Below are 24,769 nucleotides of genomic sequence, written 5' to 3' on the forward strand. Positions count from 1 at the left end.
GCTGCATGCAGAGGCGGGGCCATTACATCTCTACCAAGGGAAAAAGATGACTAAGACCGGTTATTTCGCCTCATTTGCCGCGCTAATGGGGGCTACATGGCTACTGGCGGGCTGTTTTGATGACAGCGACCCGGCGGCGGCCGCTGTTCAAAATGATCGTATCCGGGTGGCGATGCTACAGCCGCCACGATCGGGGCTGACGCCACTCAGCGATGACGCTTTTAAGCTCTCCCGCTGGAGCACGGCGGAAACGCTGGTCACCTTGAACAGCGTCGGGGAGGCTCAACCCGCGCTGGCGCTCAGTTGGCAGCAGCTCACCCCGACTCGCTGGCAGGTGATCTTGCGCCAGGGCGTAAAGTTTCACGACGGGCAAATGCTCAACGCAGCGGCAGTGGTGAATGCGTTGACGGCGGCGAACAGTGCCGCGCCTAAGCCGCGTATTCTGGATGGGGTAAAGTGGCAAATGGCGACAGAGGGTGAATATACCCTGTCAATTACTACCCAGCAGCCGGACCCGCTGTTACCTCAGCGTCTCTCCAGTCCGCAGCTGGCGATTCTCTCCCCTCTGGCCTACGGCAGTGGTCATGGGGTCGATCCGGTGAATCATGGCAGTGGACCTTATGTATTGACCCATGTGGACGGCACGAGCAGCGCAACCCTGGAACGGTTCGCCGACTACTGGGGCGAAAAAGCCTCTGCCAGCGGGATTGATGTCAGTTTTGTGCCGGATGGCACCGCACGCGCAGCAGCATTGCGCAGCGGCAAAGCAGATATTGTCGAAGCGATTCCCGTTGCACAGGCTCCGCTGCTCGATCCTGAGCGGGTCCATGAAGTACCCATGCCGCGCACCAATACCCTGTATCTCAATACCCGCACCGGTATTACACAGGATCCGGCTATTCGTGCGGCGATCCGTAGTGCCATCAACCGACAGCAAATTGTGGACAACGTCTATGAAAAACGCGCAGATATTGCCCAAGGGTTGCTAGGTCCGGCGTTGCCTTGGGCAGCGCAACTGCGTACACCCCCGACAAATCGGATACAACCCGCGGCTATTTCGGGCCAGCAAATTACGCTGGCAACCTTTAGCGATCGTACCGAACTGCCTGAAGTCGCGGTCTATCTGGCACAGCAGCTGACCGCTGCGGGTTTTAGCGTTAAGCAGGTGGTCCGCGAGTATTCGCAGATTGAGTCAGATGCGCTGGCGGGAAAATTTGATGCCTTTATCCTCTCCCGCGCCACCGTGCTGGACTCAGGTGATCCGCTGGCTTACCTGTACAGTGATTTCGCCTGCGATGGCTCCTTTAACATTGCTCAGTTGTGTCAACCAGCGATAGACGCAGCACTGAAGCAAGCCGCGGTGATCCCGGCGGGTCACGAGCGTCGGGTGGCGATTATGCAGGTGGAAAAGATGATTTTGGCGACGGATGCCGCCATTCCGATGCTGCATGAGCGCGTGATTCAGGGTGAGAGTCAGCGGGTTATTGCAGCTATCCGTGACCCGCGTGAGCGCAGTCTGATAGACAGTAATACACGGATTCAGGCGGAGTAACGGATGTCAGCTATTGCCTGGTTATCACGCGGGGTTGCGGCTGTGGGCATTCTGCTGCTGATTGCTCTGTTGCCCTGGCTGTCGGGTCGCGATCCTGCATTAGCTTTGCTGCGTGCGCGTTCGGGGGAGCAGGAAGCCAGTGCGGAAACCCTGGCAGCCATTCGCACGGCATGGGGGCTGGATCAGGGGCCGTTCGCATTGTTATTGCAATGGGCGCGCGGAATGCTCCGGGGGGATGCGGGCGTGTCCTGGGTATCTGGCAAACCCGTGATGGCAGGGATGCTGCACGCGGGCAGTGTTTCTCTCACCCTGATGTGTTGGTCACTGCTGGTGGCGGTTGCCGTCATACTCATGCTGTCTCTGCCTGCACTGTGGCGCGGTGTTGCGGGTCGACAGCCGGCGTCTGGATCCGCAGTTGCGGTACTCCTGACGACTCTGCCTGAATTTCTCCTCGCTACCGTGTTGTTGCTGCTGTTTGCCGTCTGGCAGCCATGGTTTTCCCCTTATGGCTGGCAATCCCCACGGGACGTAGTGCTGCCTGCACTGGCTTTGGGTTTACCCGCAGGGGGATATCTGGGGCGTTTGTACGCAGAGGCTATCGGCACGGCTTTCAGTGAGCGCTGGGTCATCACCTGGCGTATGGCGGGTATAAGACGTTGGGCAATTATCCGTGCAGTATTGCAACGGGGATTGATTAGCCTGTTACCGGTGCTCGGTCAGGTCATTGTGGCACTGGCGGGTGGGGCGATCGCCGTTGAGAAGGTCTTTGCGATACCCGGTATCGGGCGCGCTACATTAGGCGCAGCTATCGCTCAGGATCTGCCTGCATTGCAGTGTGGCATTCTGTTGTTGCTCTTCTTCGCTATGTCAGTCAGCTGCGCTTGTCGTCTGGTGCAATCGGTGCTGGCAGGCAGGGCGATGCGCAGCTTTAGCCTCTCCACACCCGAACCCACACAAAAGGCAAATTCCAGCTACTTGCTAGCGGGAATATCGCTGTGCCTGTTAGTTGCCTTATTGATGGCGGGTTTGCCGCGAGATCCGTGGCAGACCGCCTTTACGCGACTGGCGGATCCTGACTGGGGGTTGCCATTTGGTGCCGATGCTATGGGCCGGGATCTCTTGGCGCGAGTGGCGCATGGTACGCTGCACACTTGTCTACTGGCGCTCGGCGTGGCGCTGATTTGCCTGGTGACCGGTATGATTGCAGGCATCTATCCCGGCGTATTTAGCGGTCCGATGGAACTGGCTAACGCGCTGCCCACCACGCTGGCGGGCATGATGGTGGTGGCGCTGCTTGGGCCGGGAGAGAGCGGTGCTGTTCTGGCGGTGGTTCTGATAGCCTGGGCACCGTTGGCCGCACATAGCACGGCACTCGCCGCAGAAATTCGTGCTCGACCCTGGCTCAGACTGCTACCGTTAAGCGGGATTGGACCTGTAAGGCGTGATTACTTCTATATTCTGCCAGCACTTGCGGGCCCATTGTTCAGACACGCCATGCTGCGAGTGCCCGGTATTGCACTCACGCTTACGTCACTGGGCTTCCTTGGATTGGGGGCTGCACCGCCGTCGCCGGAGTGGGGCCGAATTCTGGCAGAAGGCATGCCGTATGTTGAGCGGGCCTGGTGGGGGGTGCTGACCCCAGTGATCGCGATGACACTGCTGGCCTTGCTTTCCGTGAGCGGGGCCAGCCTGACTTTCCGGCGATCATCAAAATGAAGCCTGATCCTGCGTAAGATGAAGCCAGAGTCATTAACAGGGCTCTGGCTTCATATCAAAAGTTCAAATATAACACAAATGAACGACAATGCTGATTCACCTGCCCTCATCCCACATAACCCCGCATATTCTCTGTCTATTCATCAATTAATCAAAACTATTGCCTCGGTCACAATTTGAATAAGTGCTGGCTTTCTCCTCTGTAACTGTGATTTTGGTCACTTAATAGTGGGCTAAACATCCGCTATGCTAATGTTCATATGATTAACATGTGAACATTTGTTTGATCTAATCAGGAGTAATTATGGCACTGGCAGAGAAGAAACCCGTAGTAGCAGTCACCATTGGCGACCCAGCAGGGATAGGTCCAGAAATTACACTCGCCACGATGATGGACAAAGGTGTGTACGAGGAGTGCCAGCCATTCTTAATTGGTTCTATACCGATTATCCAGCGGGCGATGAAAATTCTGAAATGTGATTTCCCGATCAACAAAATTTCGGAACCCGCCGAAGCAAAATTCAGCTGGGGAACGTTGGATGTGCTGGAAACGGGCGACTATGACTGTGACAGCATCGAGTGGGGCAAAGTACAGCAGCTGGCGGGGAAAATGTCGCTGGACTATGTAATGAAATCCATTGAGCTGGGGATGGCAGGGAAGATTGACGCGGTGTCTACCGCCCCGATTCACAAAGAGGCAATCAAGCTGGCCGGGTGTAAGTTGCCGGGCCATACCGAAATTTACCAGGTCGAAACGCGTTCTGATTATGGCTTAACCATGTTCCACGTGCAGAAACTGCGCGTGTTCTTTGTCAGCCGTCATATTTCACTCAAAGCGGCCTGTGACTATGCCAACAAAGAGAACGTATTGGCCTGCGTTCAGCAGATCCATCATGAGTTCAATGACTTGAACATCAAAAATCCGCTGATTGCTGTTGCAGCACTGAACCCACACGCCTCAGATAACGGCCTGTTTGGACATGAAGAACAGGACAACCTGATCCCGGCGGTGAAAGCCGCGCAGGAACTGGGCATCAATGCCATTGGCCCGATCCCGGCAGACTCGGTGTTCCACCTGGGCAAACAGGGCCGTTACGATGCCATCCTCTCGCTTTATCACGATCAAGGCCACATCGCCTGTAAAACGCTGGATTTCGAAAAATCGATCACGATTACCTTCGGTCTGCCGTTTATGCGTAGCTCGGTCGATCACGGCACCGCTTTTGACATCGCCGGGACCGGCACTGCGGGCTCGGTCAGTATGCTGGAATCGACGCTGGTGGTTGCGCGTTACTGGAAAATGAAACAGCACTAAGCCCCTCTCTGCCGCAGGTTAAAAGGAGTGTGTATGGATAACTATCTGTTGATCGGCAAAGGGGGTAAAGGTTGGGGCGGGCCACTTCGCATCAACCTCGCCCAGTCCAAAAAAATTGCCTATATCACGGGAGGGCAGCGTCCAGCCGTGGTAGATCGCCTGTGTGAGCTAACCGGATGGCCATCCGTCGATGTTTTCAGGCATGGCGAACCCGCGGCAGAAGAGATTGGCATTATGGTGATTGATTGTGGTGGTACCTTGCGCTGTGGGCTCTATCCCAAGCGCGGGATCCCCACTATCAATCTACACCCTACGGGGAAATCAGGCCCGTTAGCCGCCTTCATCCATGAAGATATCTACGTTTCGGGCGTCACACCGGCCAGTATCGAGCGGGTTTATCCGCAGGGTGAGGGAGGCAAACTGGGGATCGTGGCAGATGATCTGACAGGGGCAACCACTGTCGGTGTCTTACTGGCCCACAATGGGTTAAAAAGTGCCGCCTTCTTTGATAGCGACACTTTTGCGGCCAATGATGCTGTTTATCCAGCGATGGTGGTCAGCAGTGACAGTCGCCCTTTACCCAAAGCGGAGGCACAGCAACGGGTAACGGTAGCGGTACAAAATCTAAAGGCGCGCGGTGCGCACTACTTCACGAAAAGAATTGATACCACGCTCCGTGGCGGGATTGGCTATGAAATTGATGCCATGCTGGCTCAACTGCCGCAGGAGACGCTGGCAATAGTGGTTCCGGCGATGCCGCAGTCGCGACGTATTCTGGTGGGAGGCTATTCCGTTATTGATTCGGTAGCCCTCTCTTGTACTGATGTGGCACGGGATGTGCGTACACCTGTCACTGAGTCCTGGATACCTGGTTTGCTGGCGCGCCAAACGCAATTCTCGGTCGGGCACATTGCGCTGGCACAGGTGTTACAGGGAGAGGCAGGAATCGTCCCGGCGTTACAGGCGCAGCAGCAGGCGGGCAACCGGGTAGTGGTAGTAGATGCGATTACGCTGGACGACATTGATGCCATTGCTCGAGCAGTGATCGGTTTAAACTGGAATGTGCTGGCGGTGGATCCCGGCCCCTTTACCGAGCGTCTGGCGGCAAAGCGTGGTCTGATGGGGAATTTACATTCCCTCTCACAGCAGGAAAACAGTGCACAGGCTGAATCCGGATCTATTTTGATTGTTGCAGGCAGTGCAACTGCGGTGACACGAAAACAATTAAGCCATTTAATTGCCCACGATCGACGTGTTTGTCATATTCCGGTTGATGCTGAATTATTAATTGACCGTCAACATGCCGCCGGGATTGAAATTGAACGTGTAGTAAAGTTTGCCCAGCAAAGTATGTTGCAAAATAAAAACGCCTTGTTTGTATTTGAATCCGCTTTAACCGGGACACTGTTAGATTTACCCCATGAAGAAGAGAAGTTTTCTCTTAACCCAGGCCAGGCCGCAGAAAATATCAATCATGGTTTGGCCAGCATTGTGCAGCAGTTGCTGGCACTCACGGGTGATGAGATTAAAGGGCTGTATTTGACTGGCGGTGACACTATGGTCCATGTAGTCAAAGCGTTAGGTGCCAGTGGCATTGAAATGATTGACTACGTTATCCCGCAAACCGACATGGTGAAGATCATCGGTGGCCGCTATGACGGATTGATCTGTGTTGGCAAAGGAGGGCTTACCGGACCGGAAGATATTGTCAGCACTATTATTAGTCGTATTTATCGCGAAGCAGAGCAATAACAACACTCCAGCACTTCTCTACGCTACTGAAAAGTGGCGTAAGGGGATGCTTATGTCCAGTTTCTTCAGGCGAGCGAATCTATGAATATTAATATTCTCGAGAAAATGAATAAAGTACCAGGTGGCTTAATTATTATTCCTCTGCTGGCAGCCATACTGATTAATACCTTTTTCCCCCAGGCGTTGGCACTTGGCGGCCCAACGACGGCGTTATTTAAAGTGGGATCCAGTGCCATGATGGGCATCTTCCTGTTGATCTGCGGGAGCTCAATTAATATTCGTCAGGCGGGATTGCCCCTATATAAAGGCTCGGTACTGCTGATCCTGAAATGTGTGGCGGGGGCCTTGACGGTCTGGGCTGCGGGCTATTTCTTCGGTGCAGCGGGTTTCTTTGGCATCTCAACCATGGCACTCGTAGCCTGCCTCACCAGTTCAAACAGCTCATTGTATATTGCGCTGTGTAGCAATTACGGTGATGCCAGTGATGCGGGCGCTATTTCAGTCTTTTGCATTAAGGATGGTCCATTTGTCACGATGGTGGTGCTTGGCGTCAGTGGGTTAGCCAATATTCCTTTTGCTGCGCTGCTCTCCATGCTAGTGCCGTTAGTGATTGGTATGCTGTGGGGCAACCTGGATGAGCGTTTCAAAAGCTTGTGTAGCGCTGCGCAGCCGCTGGTGATTATTCTGATGTCGTTTGCGATTGGTGCCAATTCCAGCATTAACACAGTCTTCACCGCCGGGCTTTCAGGCGTGGTTCTGGGGTTAATCTCAGCGGCAACCGGTGTGCTGTTCTATTTTATCTATAACCTGTTCCTGAAAAAGAAAACGGCACTGGGTGCTGCATTAGGGACCACGGCAGCGAATTCCGCTCTGACGCCTGCAATGGTTGCACAGGCTGACCCTTCACTGGCCAGCTACGTTGACGCGGCCACGGCGCAGTTAGCAACAGCCAGCATTATTACCATGCTGCTGGCACCGCTGCTGGTCGGCTGGTTTGATAAGCGCCTGCGGGCTAAAGCGCCGCAACCTGAGATAGTTGTCAGAGAAAACCCTGGTTATCCTGTCTCTTCCCGTACCGTTGCGAATAAAAATAAGTGAAGCCGCCCTTTGAGATTATTGCCGTGGGTCAGTATGTCGCCGAGTTTTTGCGTGAGGGTAAAGTGATACTTTTTTCCCAACCGCTTCCTCAGGAACTGGCTGATTATTGTGTGGTGATCAACAGGTTGCCAGATGGCGAAACATTATATCCGGGCCGGTCGTTACAGATCGGCCAACAATGGAGAGAAATTAGTGCAGTGGGTGAGGTGGCAAATGCAAACTTCACCCGGTTAGGACATGTTACGTTGAGTTTTGATGGTGCTAACAACGCAGAGTTACCCGGCACGGTGCATTTAACTGGCCCAGTGCCGGAATTTCTGCAGGTCGGCGATAAAATTCGCCTGTCCAGTTAACACCCGAGGATTTAAGCGGTGTTAACCACGCCGCAGCTTTGGTAAAGTCAGCATATTCCGCCGGTAAACACCTTACCGCCTTGTGCCGAGAACCTGTTTTGTATGAACCTTCGTGACAAAATTACCAGTCAGTTCAGCCAACTTTCGCCTCAACTTCAACATGCCGCTGAGTTTTCCCTGCAAAATGCCAATCAGTTGGTTGTGGAATCGATGCGTACCTTTGCCGTGAGTGCAGGAGTACAACCGGCTACGCTGATGCGTTTGGCTCAGCGTCTCGGCTTCCCCGGCTGGGGGGATCTGAAAAATGCTTTCATTGATGAACTAGGGTTAAGAAATGATACATATGTATCAAGAGCGGAAAAACTGGTAAACAGTGAAACTAAACAAGACCTGTACCATGAGGTCTTTAACGCTCAGGCCAGTAACCTGGAACACACCAAAGTTGAGAACCATGCCGCGATGCAGCAGGCGGTTGAGTTGCTGGATAATGCGCGTCACGTTTATATCTGCGGGTACCGTGCCAGTTTTCCCATTGCCTGGTCACTGTTCTATGTTTACCGACTGTTTAATCCCCGTGTCACGCTGATTGATGGACTGGCCAGCGGCAGTGAGATTTACAGTCGTGAACTCACGGCAGATGACTGCGTGCTGATTGCCAGTTTTTCCCCCTACTCACGAGAAGTCCTGAAGCTGGTGAATGCGGCAGTTAAAGCAGGCAGTAAAATTATTGCCATAACCGACTCACCGGTTTCACCCGTGGCTCAGAAAGCCGCTTGTTCACTGTACTTCAATACGGATGGGCCCTCATTTTTCCCTTCGATTGTGTCAGGAATGGGGATTGCGGAATGTTTGTTGGCCCTGTTAGTGGCAAAACATGGTCAGCAGGCGGTGGCGCGGATTGAGAATGCAGAACACTATCTCATCGATTCTGGTGCTTATGTTATTTCACGTAAGCAGCGCTCAGAGTAGCTTCTGAGCGCTGAGGCACCGGGCACTGTTGCCCGGTGCAGCTTAATTGAGTGCCAGGTACTGTTGGCACACCTGTTGCGTCTCAAACTGGCTGAAATCAACAGCGGAAACGTCAGGCGGGTTTGTCACCACTTCACGAATCTTCTCTGCCAGCGCTGGTGCATTAGCATCCGCCAGGCCTCGCTCTAAATCACCCTTGAGCAACGCGACGGTCCCTGTTGCACTGCGCGTGCTGATCACGGGGGTGCCGCATAACATGGCTTCCAGTGCGGCGTCACCGAACCCTTCTGTGTCTACACTTTGAACCAGCGCTTTTGCCTTACGCATCCAGGGGTAGGGGTTAGCACAGTAGCCCTGGAAAATTATCCGGTCTTCAATGCCTAACGTCTGCGCCTGGGCTTTAAGCGTGCCCAACTGTGCAGTTTCACTTTCCCCTAATAGCACCAGCGGAAGCGTTACACCTGAAAGCGCATACGCTTCTAACAGACGATCGTGTCGCTTATTCTGATCCAGACCCCCAACATGCAGCAGATACGCCTCTTCCGGAGGTGTGAAGGGTTCATTCATCTGATTTTGAATTTCAGCGATATTATAAGGATTACCAATTATTGCGCTGCGTGCCGGTTCAATCTGATAAGTCTGTTTAATATCGTCCAGGATTGATTGTGACACTGCGATAATATTACGCTGCTGATAAACACGCTGAATACTTTTTTTATTAATGCGTCCTGAATAGCCTGAACGCGATAAATCAGAGGAAACAGACAGCATTTCATGCAGGCAAAACCAGACTTTATTTTGATCCAATGAGCGGCAACGCGCTACGATCTTGTCACTGTTATATAAATGTGAAATGACTAAATCATAATCACCTTCGAATTTCTGCGTTCGGCTAATAATCTCGTCCAGATGCTGTGCGCGACGTTTAGATTCATTAATGTTTAGCCATGACGAACGATGCTTGTCAGTAATTACCTGATAAACAACTCCCTCGGGGAGAGTATAGTGGCATACGCTACGGAGCGAAAAAATGGCGACGTGGTGTCCCAGAGCAACAAGGCCGCTGGCCAGCGTTAACACAGCCTTTTCCGCGCTACCTGTTGGTAAGCCGTCAACCAGCATGAGGATTCTTTTTTTCATACGTTCTCATTAATTATTTATACCGGCAGTGAATTGCTGTCGTGCGTTATTACAATTTGCCAGGTGATCAAAGCGTTAAATCATTGTAAATAAACCCCGAACGTGATCGGTACGAGGGCGTGACTTGTCAATTTAATCTATTATATCTTTTTTTATGACATTAATACATGACGCATTTCTTTAGCTAATATTACAGAATAGGGAGTATTGAATTGAGAGTTGAAAATAAAGGTTATTTTCGTGCTGCTATCCTGATACTAACGGGTTTTGTGGTCAGTGGTGTGCATGCAGAATCGCGCTCTGAGAAAATTCAGCAGCAGCTGCACCAACTTGAAACGCAGTCAGGGGGACGATTAGGCGTGGTGCTGATTGACAGTGCGGATAACACCCAAATTCGCTACCGGGCTAATGAGCGATTCCCGATGTGCAGCACCAGCAAAGTCATGGCCGTGGCAGCATTACTCCAGCAAAGTGAAAAGAACAGTGCGGTGTTGCAGCAGAGATTGGCCATCAACGCCAGCGATTTGGTGAACTACAACCCCATCACCGAAAAACAGGTTGGCAGCAGCATGACGCTGGCCGAGTTGAGCGCAGCAGCTTTGCAATACAGTGATAATGCAGCGATGAATCTGATACTGGACCATCTTGGGGGACCGGCAAAGGTGACTGCGTTTGCAAAGGAAATGGGTGACAGTGATTTTCGTCTCGATCGGAAAGAGCCGGAGCTTAACAGTGCCATTCCAGGTGACCCCAGAGATACCACCACGCCTTTATCTATGGCTCATAGCCTGCAAAAGCTTACCTTGGGCAAGGCACTTGCTGCTCCCCAGCGTGAGCAACTGGTACAGTGGATGAAGGGCAATACGACCGGGCGTCAGAGCATAGCCGCAGGCTTGCCCTCTGGCTGGAAAGTGGGGGATAAAACCGGCTCTTGTGATTACGGTGGGACTAACGATATTGCGGTGATCTGGCGTGAAAAAGGGGCTCCGTTGATCCTGACGACCTTCTTCGTGCAACCTCAGCCTGATGCTAAAAGCCGTCGCGATGTACTGGCCGCCGCAGCGAAGATTGTGACTGCCCAATATTAATCGACAATCGCCGGGTGTGTGCCCGGCTCCTACTGCTACTACAGGTATGACCTTCGTCTTTGTTACCTAATGGTGCCAGATTTTGCACCTGCGCCTTGCAACAAGGGGAATTGTCATGACTATTACAGCAGGGTAGCTAAATGAATATCGATCTTCCCATAACAGAAATAATTAATTTTTTTAGTTTTTTATTTTTCCTTTTTGGCGTATTTTTTGTTTAAAATCAATTTGTTGTGTTTTTGTTGATGGTGGTGACATAATTTTTCATTAGTTTTGGTAATCTAATGTCATGGGTTTGATGTTTATCTGAACAAGGTGATACCGTTTTACGTGATCTCCTCTGGGTCGAAGAACGGTACTCAACGAACAAGATGATAAGACGGAGATGTGGTATCTTCCAGCCGCAGAGGTATTAAGCCTGGCGTTGTCAAAACGCGGTCTGGTAGCAGACATGGGTAAACAGCAAATTGGGCACGCCGCAGCATAACTGCCTGTATGTGAGGCATGCAGGTGATTATTTCTAAGAAAACAGGGAATCTATAATGACAGCCAGTGAGGATGCAGGAATCCAGGTCATCACGATAAAAGTGGCTCAGGGGAAATTTATCAACAACTGCTATCTGGTGATTAATTGTGCTAACCGGGCTGCGGTTATTATCGATCCTGCGTGGCAGTTAGACAAAATCCAACAGATTATGCAGCAGTGTCAGGTTGATTTGCAGGGGATTCTGGTGACTCACGCCCATGACGATCACATTAATCTGGCGCAGCCATTAGCAGATAGATACCACTGCCCAATTTGGCTCTCTCAGCAGGAAGCTGAGCATTCGGGTTATCATGCCGAGCAGCTACAGCTTTTCAGCGAGCAGGTACTTGAAATCGGCGGTATGGCGATTCAAACGCTCATCACCCCTGGTCACACGCCCGGCAGTAGCTGTTTTCAGATAGGCCAAAACGTTTTCACTGGTGATACCCTGTTTGCCGAAGGCGTGGGGCTCTGCCCGGATCGGGAAGCGGCAACAACGTTGTTCAATAGCGTGCAACAACTCAAACAGAGACTCGCTGCTGATGCGCTGATTTACCCCGGTCATACTTTTGTTAAGGCACCCGGTCAGCGCATGGATCATTTGTATAAGATGAATATTTATCTGGCGCTGGATGAATGCGAAACCTTTGTGAATTTCCGCATGCGGCCCAATCAAGATAAATCCCGCTGGATGGCGTTTAGTTGATTACCGATCGTGCGCGGCCTGCGTACGATCAGCCACCATCCCCGCCAGGCTGTGAGAATCAATACCCGTTAACCGAATGATACGGTCTTGCTCCTCACCTTCATCCAGCATTTTTTGGGCAATTACCAGCATCAGGTTCTCACTGCCAATGCGTTCACCTTTGGCAATTAACTGCTCCGCTAATGTCATTAATGTCTCCTTTCGTTGTGGCAGTTTTTCTGCCAACGTTGCTAATACCGCATCCACGTCTTCGATACTGCTGGTGCTCAGCATGTACTGAATCAATCGACGAAAATGCGTAGCGGTGATGTGGTGACGTTGCAAAATAGCGACAAAGTCATCCATTACCTGCATTAAATCCCGCTGTTTAACGTGTTTGTGCAGAAACGTCAGTGCCGCCATTTTGCGCTGTGTTGCGATTTCCGCATCGGGCATTGTCGTTACATCGACCAGCGGAAAATCACGGTTATAGACTTTGGATGCCAGTTCTGGGTCCTCAAAACCGTCTAACCACCGATTCGAATAAGGGTACGGAGTACGTTTACCTGCGTAATAGAGAACAGGCACGACCAACGGTAAACGGGTATTTCCAGCATCCAGATGCCGCTGCATCACGGCTACTGCGTAGCGCATTAATCTGAATGCCATATGCGGATCGGCAGTACTTTGATGTTCGATCAGCACATACACATATCCCATGCCGTATTGGGTGTTGAGGCTGTATAACACATCACTATTGCAAGCACGCAGGTTCTCTTCGATAAATGAACCTGATTCCAGTTTAAGGCTGTCTAACTGGCAAATTTTAAGAAACTCTGATGGCAGGTGTAATTGAATAAAATCCCTGGCAATTGTGTCGCAAGAGAGTAGCTGGCGGAATATGGCATCATGCGGCGTTGAGGTAGTGGCTGGCGTGTACATTTCTCTGCTCCTTGAGTGGACCAGCGAAAAGTAACACAAGAATTTACTGGAATCATTTGGAGTTTACAGGAAAGACAATAACCAAGTCAAGTCTTGATTTTCGGCTTTCCTGTTTCATCATAGTGTTGCGCCAGGTTTGGCGCGAAGACTAAATCTAGCGTGCAAAAACGGAAGTGTTACGTGGACGAATACCCGCATCCGCCAGACAGGCCTTGAGAATACCAAAGGCGTCCTGGCACTGGCGCTCATCGACACAGGCATAACCCATCAGCAGGCCGCGTCGTGACTGTGGCAGCATGTAATATTGCGACAGTGCGCGGACTTTGACTCCCCGCCGCAGTGCTGATGCGGCAATAGCCACATCATCGCAGCCGTCAGGCAGGTTCATCACCAGATGCAGCCCGGCATCATGGTTTACCACTGGCAAAAATTCTGGCCCGAGATAGCGCTCAATCAATCCGTACAAAAAGCGTCTCCGCTGGCTGTAAAGCAGTCGCATACGGCGAATATGCTCACTAAAGTGTCCAGCCTGGATAAATTCGGCCAGCGCTCGTTGTATTAACAGATGACCACCACGATAGAGCTCAGCCGCTGCAATGCGCATCGGTTCGACCAGATTCCTGGGGACCACCATATAACCAATGCGCAGCGCGGGGTAGAGCGTCTTACTGAAGGTTCCCATGTAAATCACGGGGGCATCGGGTTCCAGGCCTTGCAGTGAAGGGTGAGGGTGACCGGAAAAACGGAACTCACTGTCGTAATCATCTTCCACTACCAGGCTGTTATGGCGACGCGCCAGGGCCAGCAACTGCTGCCGCCTTTCGAGGCTCAGGTGGACACCGAGGGGATATTGATGTGACGGTGTCACAAATATCAATTTTGGCGCTTTTGTTCGCGGTGGTAAATCGGCGATTAAGCCTTGCTCATCCACCGGAACGGCACGAATTTTCAACCCGTTGATGCGCAGCAGGTTACGGGTTCCCCAATACCCCGGCTCTTCGATCCAGGCGGTATCGCCCTGATCGCTTAATACCCGAGAGATCAGATCTACCGCCTGATGTATGCCTTCGGTGATGATGATTTGTTCAGCATCAGCGCGTACTGAGCGCGCAACACGCAAATAACCCGCCAGGGCATGGCGCAGGTCAGGACAACCGCCACCGCTGCTGTAAATCAGGCGATGGACATCCGGTTCACGGCTTAATCGCGCCTGGATCTGACTAAACAACTTGTGAGGAAACGCAGCCACATCCGGCGCTCCGGGAACAAACGCGCCCCATTGGTAGGGTGAAGCTGTGGCATGGCCAAGTAACGTTGCACCGCGTCGCGAAATCGTCGCCTGTTTGCTGGGTAACGTTTGCGTATCTTGTGGGGCTAATGGGCTTTGTAAGCACCCCTCTGGCAGCGCTTCGGCGATCCAGGTTCCGCTACCGGTACGTGCAATAACATAGCCTTGCGCCATTAAATTTTCATAAACGTTAATCACGGTATTGCGCGAAACTTTTAATTCACGTGCCAGTTCACGCGAAGCAGGAAGCCTGCTGCTGCGCGGAAAAATCCCTTCGATAATCGCGGCTTGCATGCAGTTGAGCAGGCGCTGTTGCAGCGATCCTTCGGTTAAAAACTGTAAACGTTCTAAAACATGATCGGCGTAGAGAGTACGCAATTGGCTCCATCCTTCTGTACTGAATTGGCTCTGGCAAGTCACCTGGCCCCACGGCTAAATAACCGTGTTTACTGTGATTTGTAAAGACGCATCTGACTGAGGAAAGGGTATGAACGGAAAAAACGCGCAGCTACAACAACGTAAAAATGCAGCATTACCACGCGGTACTGGCAATCTTTGCCAGTGGTATGTGGAACGTGCTGAAAATGCAACGCTGTGGGATATCGAAGGGCGTCAATGGACTGATTTTGCCGGTGGGATTGCCGTATTAAATACCGGGCATCGCCATCCACGCATCGAAAAAGCGGTTGCAGAACAGCTCGCAAAATTTACCCACACGGCGTTCCAGGTCACTCCCTACGAGAGCTATGTTGCATTGGCTGAACGCATCAATGCCCGTGTACCGGTTGTCGGAACGGCCAAAACCGCCTTTTTCTCCACGGGTGCAGAAGCGGTAGAAAATGCCGTGAAAATTGCCCGTGCTGCCACGCGTCGCCACGGCATCATTACCTTCGGCAACGCTTTCCATGGCCGTACGTTCATGACGATGGCGATGACTGGCAAAGTCGCACCTTATAAACGCGATTTTGGTCCGATGCCGGCCTCTGTGTGGCATGCCCGTTATCCGAATGCGCTGCAAGGTATCAGCATTGAAGATGCGCTCAGCAGCTTACAGGACCTCTTCACCCAGGATATCGCCCCGCAAGATGTGGCCGCGATTGTGCTTGAGCCGGTTCAGGGGGAAGGTGGCTTCCATGTTGCACCGGTTGAGTTCTTTAATCGCCTGCGTGCGTTGGCCGATCAGCACGGCATTCTGTTGATTGCTGATGAAGTGCAAAGTGGTTTCGCCCGCACGGGCAAGCTGTTTGCCATGGAACACTACCCGGTAAAAGTTGACCTGATCACCATGGCAAAAAGCCTGGCGGGGGGGATGCCGCTTTCGGCAGTAGCCGGACGCGCTGAAGTGATGGATGCACCCGGCCCTGGCGGTTTGGGTGGCACCTACGCCGGTAACCCGCTGGCGATTGCTGCCGCTCACGCGGTGTTGGACGTGATTGACGAAGAGCAGTTATGCCAGCGTGCGGTGCAATTAGGGGAGCAACTCACTGGTTTTCTGCACCATGCCAGTGAAAAGTACGCAGCCATCACTGATGTACGTGCGCTGGGCTCAATGATTGCAGTGGAGTTTACCGAAGCCGCGCTCGCCACCGCCATTCAGCAAGAGGCGATGGAGCAGGGGCTGCTGCTGCTGACCTGCGGGCCAAAAGGAAATGTCATTCGTTTCCTCTATCCGCTCACCATTCCTCAGGCTCAGTTTGACCAGGCGCTGGAAATTCTGGCTCAGGTCATGGAAACCTGCGTGGCGAATCCACAGGTTGGCACTGTTTCTGCATAACACCCCGGCCCGCATGGTGCGGGCCAATTCCTCCTCTTCTGTGAAGACCAGGTGGCCAGCTGTACCGGCTAAGCATTGATGACAAGGAAAACAGATGACAACACATAAAGAGCGTGATGCGCTGGCCCAGAGCCTGAAACCACGCCATGTACGTATGCTTTCAATCGGCGGTGTTATTGGGGCCGGACTCTTTGTGGGGTCCGGACATGCGATTGCGGAAGCCGGGCCTGCGGTACTCCTCGCCTACATCGCAGCGGGTGCGCTGGTCGTGCTGATTATGCGTATGCTGGCGGAGATGGCCGTGGCTTCGCCGGATTCCGGTTCTTTCTCCACCTACGCGGAGAAGTCTCTGGGGCGTTGGGCAGGTTTTACGATAGGTTGGCTTTACTGGTGGTTCTGGGTATTGGTGATTCCACTTGAGGCGAATGCCGCTGGCACCATTCTCCATGCCTGGATCCCGCAAGTGGCAATCTGGCAGTTCACTTTACTCATTACTCTGTTTTTAACTATCAGTAATTTATTCAGCGTGAAGAACTACGGTGAATTCGAGTTCTGGCTGGCCATCGTCAAAGTCGTCGCCATCGTGGCCTTTATTTGTACTGCTGGGTTGGCCGTATTTGGCTTTATTCCGGGCAGTTCAACCAGCGGCGTTTCGCATTTGTTTGATACCCAAGGCTTTATGCCGAACGGTATTGGCGCTGTGGTGGCTGCTATTCTCACCACTATGTTCTCGTTTATGGGGACCGAAATTGTCACCATCGCAGCAGCAGAGTCAAAAAATCCGGGTGCACAGATTATTAAAGCGACTAACTCGGTGATTTGGCGTATTGCACTGTTCTACCTGCTGTCGATTTTCCTCGTCGTGTCATTAGTCCCGTGGAATTCGCCTTCACTGATCAAAGTCGGTTCATATCAAACCGCGCTGCAACTGATGAACATTCCTTATGCGCGTCAGATTGTTGACCTGGTGGTGTTAACAGCGGTGTGCAGTTGCCTGAACTCGGCCCTGTATACGTCATCGCGTATGCTTTACTCACTGGCGAAGCGTGAAGATGCGCCTGCTGCGGCCGCACGTACCAGCCGGAGTGGCACCCCGTGGGTTGCCGTTCTGCTCTCTACAGCAGCGGCGTTCCTTGCTGTCATTGCTAACTACCTCGCGCCGGACGCAGTCTTCAATTTCTTACTGGCCAGCTCAGGGGCCATTGCACTGCTGGTGTATCTGGTGATTGCAATTTCTCATCTGGTACTGCGTAAGAAACGCGAAGCGGCGGGTGAAAAGATGGCGTTCCGTATGTGGTTGTTCCCTGGCCTGACGTGGGTCACGATTGCCTTTATTATCGGGGTGTTAGGGATCATGCTGTTTAATCCAGTACACCGGATTGAGGTGCTGGCTACCGGACTGTTAACGTTGATTGTGGTGGCGGTGAGTCGGGTGGTTCATCGAAAGAAACAAGGGCAACAGGATCGCGCAGCGGTTCGTAGCCACTGAATGTGATAACGCGCCCCGATGGGGCGCGTTTTTTATCAGAAGTTGTATTGCAAGGTCACACGGTTCTGCCAGAAGCTGCTATCCGACGTCGACACGGTCTGCACGCCAAACTGATCGGTCAGGCTCAACCCTTTCAACACGCCATCAAAGCTGTACGTCCCGTAAACCAGATACTCTGACTGATTGCTGCTGCTTGCGCCTGCGCTGGCAGTCAGATCCATGAACGAGTACTGCGCACCCAGAGAGAGGGTTTCGCTGGTGGTCCAGTTCAGGTTAGTGGAGTACGCGTTGCCGCTGCCCAGATCCTGGGTGCTGGTAAAGAATGGCTGAGCAAAGTACGGACCTGAAGAAATATTGTGCGCATAAGGGGTAACCAACGCGCCATTGCCGTAGGCATTGCTGTTTGCTGCGATATGGTCATAGTTCAGTGACCACTGGACGGCAGGCGACAGGTTCATGCTGAACTGCGCGCCGTAGCTGGTGCTGTTGACTTCACCGGCCAGGGCTTTGCCATCACTCACACCGCGAATGAACTGCACGCCGATTTTTGGTTGCGCAGCGTTATCGGTCCATGACAGGAAGCTGTCAGCATAACCAATGCGGGTATAGTCGGTATAGGTTTCATACCACAGCTGTCCGGTCAGCTTTTTATTATCCAATTGCACCGCACGACCTGCACCCAATGCCCACATGCCATTGGTTCTTTCATCGCCATAGGCGGTTGTGCGCAGGAACTGATCGTCACCCCATGGTTTATAGCGTGTGACTTTGGTGGCGTGCAGGAAGTTCTCTGCGTCACCGTAGTTGGCATCTACACCACGGAACAGGCTCGGGGTGATACGCCAGTCATAATCACCGACGAAAGGCAGGTTAAGATGTTGATCGCCAGCGGTAATGCGGAAATCCTGATAGTGCCAGCTCAGGTAAGCTTCGCCTACACCGGTCTCATTATCAGCCAGTTCGCTAACCAGGTGATCCTGGTTATGGGCGATACCGCGCTGGAAGATGCCGCTCACACCCAGGCTAAATCCTTCATATTCAGCGGTCGCGTATTTGACGCTGCCACCGTAGCTGATGGTGTCCTGGCTCACGCCATGGGAGAAATAGGCATTGTGCGTGGAGTAGTAAAGAGAACGCAGGCTGCCATGTACCGAGCCACAGCTGAACATTTCAGTCAGGGAATCGACTGAATCGGCGTTGCACGCTGCAGAAGAAGAGAAGGTCGCCGCCTGAGCCTGACCCAGTAAACACGCTTGAGAAATCACCCCTGCCAGCAACGTCAATGCGACGTTAAATTTTTTCATTTTCATTCCAGTCTTGCTTGGTGTTAAAAGCCTGTCTTAACAGACAGGAAAAATGCCCGGCGGAGCCAAGTGCAGAAATGCAATCGATTGCTTCGCGCCTGAAGTTGGGCGGGGGGATAATAGTTATTTTCGCCCGCCAGTCAATAATTACGACCGGTACGGTTTTATTGGCGTAATGTCGTCTCTGCGACGTTAAAAAAGCGTTTTCGCCACATAATATTGCTGTATAGTCCGTTTTTTTTCGGAGGAATCATGCTGACTAACTCATCCATACGCCTGAACAAATATATCAGTGAGAGCGGTATCTGCTCACGTCGCGATGCCGATCGCTACATCGAACAAGGCAACGTATTTATTAACGGTAAACGTGCGACGGTCGGCGCGCAGGTATTCGCCGGGGATGAGGTAAAAGTTAACGGTCAGCTGATTGAACCGCGCGATGAAGAAGATCTGGTCCTGATTGCCCTGAATAAGCCGGTGGGCATCATCACCACCATGGAAGAGGGCGAACGCGATAATATCAGTGACTTCGTGAATCACAGCAAACGCGTGTTCCCGATTGGCCGTCTGGATAAAGACTCGCAAGGACTGATTTTCCTCACTAACCATGGCGATCTGGTGAATAAGATCCTGCGGGCCGGTAATAACCATGAAAAAGAGTACGTGGTCACGGTCGATAAGCCGATTACTCAGGAGTTTATTCTGGGGATGGGCGCAGGCGTTCCTATGCTCGGGACAGTGACGAAAAAATGTAAGGTCAAGATGGAGTCGACCTTTGTTTTCCGCATCACCCTGGTACAGGGGCTGAACCGTCAGATCCGTCGTATGACCAAGCATTTCGGCTATGAAGTGACCAAGCTGGAACGTACGCGCATTATGAATGTCAGCCTGAAAGGGATCCCGCTGGGCGAGTGGCGTGATTTGACTGACGATGAGCTTATCGATCTGTTCAAACTGCTGGAAAGCTCCACCTCTGAAGATAAGCCGAAAAAGAAGACCCCAGCCAAAAGTGCGCCAGCGAAAAAACCGGCGGTAAAAAGCACGGCTCAGGCAGATAAACCGGCTGCAAACGCAGGCAACCGCAAGCGTTTCACCCAACCTGGCCGTAAGAAGAAGGGACGTTAAACCGGTGGCGGATTACTCCGCCAGCACCAGTTCCCATTTGCCTTTGCTTAAGGCGGTCTGCGCTGCGCTGCTCAGACCGCCGTCCGTCACGATGGTGTCAAAGCTGTTTAGCGGTAGCGCCAGATAGGTCGCAATCTTGTTGTATTTCGAACTGTCGCTCAGTAAGACCCGCTTGCTGCTGACCTCACAGATGGTCTGTTTGACCGTCACTTTATCTTCATCAGGCGTGAACAGCCCGCGCGGCCCCCAGCAGGAGGCGGAGATAAAGGCGATATCGATGGCCAGGTTACGTAAGCTGCGCGCGGTGCTCTCTCCTACGCAAGAACGGTTTTCACGGCACACCGTACCGCCAGTGTGGATCACTCGGCAGCGACTCTGCTCCATGAGCAGATTGACCACCATAAAGTCATTGGTCACCACCAATAAATCCTCACGCTCCAGCAACTCGCGAGCCAGCGCCAGCGTGGTAGTCCCGGCATCAATGTAGATGCAACTGTTAAGCGGGATATATTGCGCCGCGTAACGACCAATCGCATCTTTCTCCGCGTTATACAGCGACGTCTTTGCCAGATGTGAAGGCTCGCTGGCTAGCCGGTCGGCAGAACGTACGCCTCCCGATACCGAAAGCAATGAACCTTGCTCCTCCAGTTTTTGTACATCGCGTCTGATGGTCATATGCGAGACGCCAAGGCGATCGGTGAGTTCAGCAAAGCTCACTACACCACGCTCTGCCACCATGGCTAATATCTGTTGATGTCGTTCGACTGGAATCACGTATGCCTCTGCGCGCGTTATCAATTTTTCACATTGTAAAACAATCTTGCGCATACGCGTACAGAAAAAGGGCCTTATCAGAGATGAAATCGTCCGAAATCCCCTGTGAAACAGGCGGTGACGTGAAATGTGAATTTTTGTTATGTGTGTTCTTTTGTGTGAAAACTGTGATGTCTGGCACATTTCGGCTGCGGATAAGCTGGCAGGATTAACAGTATCGAACAAATAATCACTTAATTTAACAGCGGAGGCCGACAGTGCCACTCTCAAATGTCTGTGTTATCGGTTTAGGTTCTATGGGAATGGGGGCTGCAACCTCTTGTATTCGCGCAGGTTTAAACACCTGGGGTGTAGACCTGAACCCGGTAGCGCTGGAAGCACTGCGTCAGGCTGGCGCGCGTGATGCGCAAACCTCAGCAGACAGCTTTGTTGATCAGTTGGATGCGGTGTTGCTGCTGGTGGTTAACGCAGCTCAGGTAAAAGGCATCCTGTTTGGTGACAACGGTTTAGCTGCGAAATTAAAGCCAGGCACGGTCGTGATGGTTTCTTCCACCATTTCCGCTCAGGATGCGCAGCAGATTGAACAGCAGCTGGCACAGCATCAGCTTCTGATGCTGGATGCACCGGTTTCAGGTGGTGCGGCAAAAGCAGCAACCGGCGATATGACGGTGATGGCTTCCGGAAGTGATGCGGCCTTTGAACGCTTACAGCCGGTGTTGGATGCGGTGGCGGCAAAAGTTTATCGCGTGGGAAGCGAAATTGGTCTTGGCTCCACGGTAAAAATTATTCACCAACTGCTGGCCGGTGTGCATATTGCCGTGGGTGCTGAAGCGATGGCCCTCGCCGCGCGTGCTGGCATTCCACTGGACACCATGTATGACGTGGTCACAAACGCTGCCGGTAACTCATGGATGTTTGAGAACCGCATGCGTCATGTGGTGGATGGCGATTACAGCCCGAAATCAGCGGTTGATATCTTTGTGAAAGACCTGAACCTGGTCGCGGAAACGGCGAAATCACTGCATTTCCCGCTGCCACTGGCGTCTACCGCACTCAACATGTTTACCGAGGCCAGCAATGCCGGCCATGGCCGTGAAGATGACAGCGCGGTGATTAAGATTTTCAGCGGGATTACTTTGCCACAAGGCAAGGAGTCAGCATGACACGTTTAGGAGTCATTGCCGACGACTTTACCGGGGCGACCGACATCGCCAGCTTCCTGGTGCAAAACGGGCTATCCACCATCCAGTTCAACGGTGTGCCGCAGCAGCATGACACCCTGACGGCAGAAGCTATCGTCATCAGCCTGAAGTCGCGTTCTAATCCGGTCAATGAAGCGGTGGAGCAGTCGCTGGCAGCCTTACGTTGGTTGCAGGCGCAAGGCTGTGACCGTTTTTACTTCAAGTACTGCTCTACTTTCGACAGCACTGAAAAAGGCAACATTGGCCCGGTGACCGATGCCTTATTAGCGGAACTGGGCGAGACGCAAACGGTGATCTGTCCGGCGTTACCGGTTAATGGCCGTACTGTTTATCTCGGTCATCTGTTTGTCGGTGAACAACTGCTGTCTGATTCGGGTATGCGTCATCACCCCGTGACACCAATGACCGACAGCAACTTGTTGCGATTGATGGAGCGTCAGTCTCAGGGTAAAGCCGGATTGATCGCGGCTCCGGTCCTGGATCAAGGCGCGGAAGCTGTCCGCACCAGGCTTGCCGAGTTGAAAGCGCAGGGGATTAACTATGTCGCGCTGGATACGCTGAACGAACAGCACCTGTTGGTTCAGGGGGAAGCCCTGCGTGATATGCGCCTGGTGACGGGAGGATCGGGTCTGGCTATTGGTCTGGCGCGTCAATGGGCGCAACCGGGCAGCAATAGCCGGGCTGCTGAGAATGCAGGCCGTCCACAGGGTGCCCGCGCAGTGGTCATCTCTGGGTCTTGCTCCCAGATGACCAACAAACAGGTTAATGCCTATCGTCAACAGGCACCTTCTCATGAAGTGGATGTGGTGCGCTGCCTGGAGAATGCCTCCGCGTATGCTCAGGAACTGTGTGACTGGGTGGTTGCCAACAGCGACCAATCGCTGGCCCCGTTGTTGTTTGCTACCGCAGATGCCCAGCAATTGCAGCTGATCCAGCAGCAATACGGAGCCGAGCGCAGTAGTCATGCGGTTGAACAGTTATTTGCTGCAGTGACCCGTGAGTTGCAGGCAAGAGGCTGGCAGCGCTTTATCGTCGCCGGAGGAGAAACTTCTGGCGTGGTGGCGCAGAGCCTGGGCGTCACTGCTTTCCACATCGGCCCGACCATCTCTCCTGGGGTTCCCTGGGTGCGTGATATTCACCAGCCGCTGTCGCTGGCATTGAAATCGGGCAACTTTGGCGATGAGCAATTCTTCCGCCGCGCACAAACGGAGTTTTCACAGTGACCGAACAACAAGCTCGTCTGGAAATGGTGAAGCTCGGTGCCTCATTTTTTGATCGCGGCTATGCCACCGGCTCGGCAGGGAATCTGTCGCTGTTGCTGGAAGATGGCAATCTGTTAGCGACGCCAACCGGGTCTTGTCTCGGTGAGCTGGAAGCCGATCGCCTGTCGAAAGTGACACTACAGGGCGAATGGATCTCCGGCGATAAACCCTCGAAAGAGATCGCCTTTCACCGTGCGCTGTATCTGAACAATCCAGAATGCAAAGCGGTGGTGCATCTGCACAGCCACTATTTGACGGCGCTCTCCTGCCTGGAAGGGCTGGACACTGAAAACTGTATTCGTCCGTTTACCCCTTACGTGGTGATGCGCGTAGGTGATGTGCCTGTGGTGCCTTACTACAAGCCAGGTGATGACCGACTGGCACAGGATCTGGCGCAGTTGGCCAGCCGCTACAGCGCCTTCTTGTTAGCGAATCATGGTCCGGTGGTCGTGGGTAAATCTCTGCGTGAAGCGGCCAACAATACGGAAGAGCTGGAGGAGACGGCGCGACTGATGTTCACCCTGGGTAACCGCGCGATTCGTTATCTCACCCCTGAAGAAGTTGCGGAATTAAGGAATTACTGATGCCAAAGTTTGCAGCCAACTTATCCATGATGTTCACGGAAGTGCCGTTTCTTGAACGTTTTGCCGCCGCAGCCGCAGCGGGTTTCACCGCGGTCGAATTTCTGTTTCCGTATGACTATCCCGCTACGCAGTTAAAACAGCTGCTGGATGACAATCAGCTTGAGCTGGTGCTGTTTAACACGGCACCGGGCAATGTTGCCGCCGGAGAGTGGGGGCTGGCGGCGACGCCAGGACGTGAAGCTGATGCCAGAGCGGATATCGATCGCGCTCTGGAATATGCGCGGGTATTAGGCGTACCGCAAGTTCATGTGATGGCTTCTGTGGTCCCCGAGGAGGCTTCGCGTGAGGCCTACGTCGAGACCTTTATCAGCAACATGCACTATGCGGCAGAACGCTTTGCACCGCACGGTATTGCACTGCTGCTTGAAGCGCTGAATCCGAAAACCAAACCGGGTTATCTCTACGCCAGCCAGTATCAGACGCTGGATATCGCCGCGCGTATCGACCGACCGAATGTGTTTACGCAGCTGGATCTGTTCCACGCCCAACTGGTGGATGGCAACCTCAGCCGTTTGATCCGCGATAACGCAGGGCGTTATCGCCACATCCAGATTGCCTCCGCGCCGGACCGTCACGAGCCTGATGAGGGCGAAATCAATTATCCATGGCTGTTTAAGCTGTTGGATGAAGTGGGCTACAGCGGCTGGATCGGCTGTGAATATATCCCACGCACCACCACGCTTGAGGGGCTCGGCTGGTTCCAGCCGTGGGCAAAAAAAGCCTGACCGAAAAGTGTGTTGAGACCGGTGTTAACGCACCGGTCTGTTTGTA

Annotated in this window: 21 protein-coding genes; 16 read left to right on the forward strand and 5 right to left on the reverse strand. The window is 52.8% G+C overall.

Annotated elements, in window-relative coordinates:
* Positions 1–46 precede the first annotated feature (46 nt).
* The 7 genes from F3J40_RS11610 to F3J40_RS11640 all read left to right on the forward strand — a co-directional run bounded on the left by F3J40_RS11610 (position 47) and on the right by F3J40_RS11640 (position 8,755).
* Positions 47–1,552: an ABC transporter substrate-binding protein gene (locus F3J40_RS11610; protein WP_167014762.1), complete on the forward strand. Its 1,506-nt coding sequence runs from the start codon at positions 47–49 to the stop codon at positions 1,550–1,552.
* Positions 1,553–1,555: 3 nt separating this feature from the next.
* On the forward strand, positions 1,556–3,268 hold the full coding sequence (locus F3J40_RS11615) for an ABC transporter permease subunit (protein WP_167014764.1): 1,713 nt from the start codon (positions 1,556–1,558) through the stop codon (positions 3,266–3,268).
* A gap of 304 nt (positions 3,269–3,572) precedes the next feature.
* Positions 3,573–4,583: a 4-hydroxythreonine-4-phosphate dehydrogenase PdxA gene (gene pdxA / locus F3J40_RS11620; RefSeq protein WP_167014766.1), complete on the forward strand. Its 1,011-nt coding sequence runs from the start codon at positions 3,573–3,575 to the stop codon at positions 4,581–4,583.
* A gap of 33 nt (positions 4,584–4,616) precedes the next feature.
* Positions 4,617–6,335, forward strand: a complete 1,719-nt coding sequence (locus F3J40_RS11625) for a four-carbon acid sugar kinase family protein (RefSeq protein WP_167014768.1) — start codon at positions 4,617–4,619, stop codon at positions 6,333–6,335.
* Positions 6,336–6,416: 81 nt separating this feature from the next.
* Entirely contained in the window at positions 6,417–7,433 is a 1,017-nt protein-coding gene (locus F3J40_RS11630) for a 2-keto-3-deoxygluconate permease (protein ID WP_167014770.1), read from the forward strand.
* 23 nt (positions 7,434–7,456) lie between these two features.
* On the forward strand, positions 7,457–7,786 hold the full coding sequence (locus F3J40_RS11635) for a PTS glucitol/sorbitol transporter subunit IIA (RefSeq protein WP_205297325.1): 330 nt from the start codon (positions 7,457–7,459) through the stop codon (positions 7,784–7,786).
* 102 nt (positions 7,787–7,888) lie between these two features.
* Positions 7,889–8,755, forward strand: a complete 867-nt coding sequence (locus F3J40_RS11640) for a MurR/RpiR family transcriptional regulator (RefSeq protein ID WP_017349121.1) — start codon at positions 7,889–7,891, stop codon at positions 8,753–8,755.
* 42 nt (positions 8,756–8,797) lie between these two features.
* On the opposite strand, the gene F3J40_RS11645 is transcribed toward F3J40_RS11640, so the two are convergent.
* Positions 8,798–9,895 carry a glycosyltransferase gene (locus tag F3J40_RS11645; RefSeq protein WP_240155434.1) on the reverse strand — a complete coding sequence of 366 codons (1,098 nt, stop codon included), beginning with the start codon at positions 9,893–9,895 and terminating at the stop codon, positions 8,798–8,800.
* Between the two features lie 251 nt (positions 9,896–10,146).
* Here F3J40_RS11645 and bla point away from each other — a divergent pair, with 251 nt between their 5' ends.
* The gene (bla, locus tag F3J40_RS11650) at positions 10,147–10,983 is read left to right on the forward strand and encodes a class A beta-lactamase (protein WP_240155445.1); all 837 of its coding nucleotides are present in this window, start codon (positions 10,147–10,149) and stop codon (positions 10,981–10,983) included.
* 542 nt (positions 10,984–11,525) lie between these two features.
* Entirely contained in the window at positions 11,526–12,215 is a 690-nt protein-coding gene (locus F3J40_RS11655; protein ID WP_167014775.1) for an MBL fold metallo-hydrolase, read from the forward strand.
* Here F3J40_RS11655 and F3J40_RS11660 read toward each other — a convergent pair whose 3' ends face one another.
* Together F3J40_RS11660 and pdxR are read right to left on the reverse strand one after the other, a co-directional pair.
* Positions 12,216–13,136, reverse strand: a complete 921-nt coding sequence (locus F3J40_RS11660) for an Rpn family recombination-promoting nuclease/putative transposase (protein WP_167014777.1) — start codon at positions 13,134–13,136, stop codon at positions 12,216–12,218.
* A gap of 154 nt (positions 13,137–13,290) precedes the next feature.
* A complete protein-coding gene (pdxR, locus tag F3J40_RS11665) occupies positions 13,291–14,802 on the reverse strand; it encodes a MocR-like pyridoxine biosynthesis transcription factor PdxR (protein WP_205297326.1) in 1,512 nt (503 codons plus the stop codon).
* 109 nt (positions 14,803–14,911) lie between these two features.
* Between pdxR and gabT the strand changes: the two genes are divergently transcribed.
* On the forward strand, positions 14,912–16,198 hold the full coding sequence (gene gabT, locus F3J40_RS11670; RefSeq protein WP_167014779.1) for a 4-aminobutyrate--2-oxoglutarate transaminase: 1,287 nt from the start codon (positions 14,912–14,914) through the stop codon (positions 16,196–16,198).
* 94 nt (positions 16,199–16,292) lie between these two features.
* Positions 16,293–17,687 carry a GABA permease gene (gene gabP / locus F3J40_RS11675; RefSeq protein ID WP_167014781.1) on the forward strand — a complete coding sequence of 465 codons (1,395 nt, stop codon included), beginning with the start codon at positions 16,293–16,295 and terminating at the stop codon, positions 17,685–17,687.
* A 35-nt stretch (positions 17,688–17,722) separates the two neighbouring features.
* Here gabP and F3J40_RS11680 read toward each other — a convergent pair whose 3' ends face one another.
* Positions 17,723–18,991, reverse strand: coding sequence for an OprD family porin (locus F3J40_RS11680; protein ID WP_167014783.1), 1,269 nt, complete (start codon positions 18,989–18,991; stop codon positions 17,723–17,725).
* Positions 18,992–19,243: 252 nt separating this feature from the next.
* Here F3J40_RS11680 and rluF point away from each other — a divergent pair, with 252 nt between their 5' ends.
* Entirely contained in the window at positions 19,244–20,116 is an 873-nt protein-coding gene (gene rluF, locus F3J40_RS11685) for a 23S rRNA pseudouridine(2604) synthase RluF (protein WP_167014785.1), read from the forward strand.
* Between the two features lie 12 nt (positions 20,117–20,128).
* Here the strand turns inward: rluF and ygbI are convergent, their stop codons facing one another.
* Positions 20,129–20,890, reverse strand: a complete 762-nt coding sequence (gene ygbI, locus F3J40_RS11690; protein ID WP_167014787.1) for a DNA-binding transcriptional repressor YgbI — start codon at positions 20,888–20,890, stop codon at positions 20,129–20,131.
* Between the two features lie 257 nt (positions 20,891–21,147).
* On the opposite strand from ygbI, the gene ltnD reads away from it, so the two are divergent.
* The 4 genes from ltnD to F3J40_RS11710 are packed head-to-tail and all read left to right on the forward strand — an operon-like array spanning position 21,148 to position 24,723.
* Positions 21,148–22,053 carry an L-threonate dehydrogenase gene (gene ltnD, locus F3J40_RS11695; RefSeq protein ID WP_167014789.1) on the forward strand — a complete coding sequence of 302 codons (906 nt, stop codon included), beginning with the start codon at positions 21,148–21,150 and terminating at the stop codon, positions 22,051–22,053.
* Positions 22,050–23,315 carry a 3-oxo-tetronate kinase gene (gene otnK, locus F3J40_RS11700; RefSeq protein ID WP_167014791.1) on the forward strand — a complete coding sequence of 422 codons (1,266 nt, stop codon included), beginning with the start codon at positions 22,050–22,052 and terminating at the stop codon, positions 23,313–23,315. The genes ltnD and otnK overlap by 4 nt, the downstream gene beginning before the upstream one ends.
* Positions 23,312–23,938: a 3-oxo-tetronate 4-phosphate decarboxylase gene (otnC, locus tag F3J40_RS11705; protein WP_167014793.1), complete on the forward strand. Its 627-nt coding sequence runs from the start codon at positions 23,312–23,314 to the stop codon at positions 23,936–23,938. Before otnK ends, otnC begins: the two co-directional genes overlap by 4 nt.
* Entirely contained in the window at positions 23,938–24,723 is a 786-nt protein-coding gene (locus F3J40_RS11710) for an HPr family phosphocarrier protein (RefSeq protein WP_167014795.1), read from the forward strand. Before otnC ends, F3J40_RS11710 begins: the two co-directional genes overlap by 1 nt.
* Positions 24,724–24,769 lie beyond the last annotated feature (46 nt).

It is taken from the genome of Candidatus Pantoea multigeneris (assembly GCF_011752615.1).
GTDB lineage: Bacteria > Pseudomonadota > Gammaproteobacteria > Enterobacterales > Enterobacteriaceae > Pantoea > Pantoea multigeneris.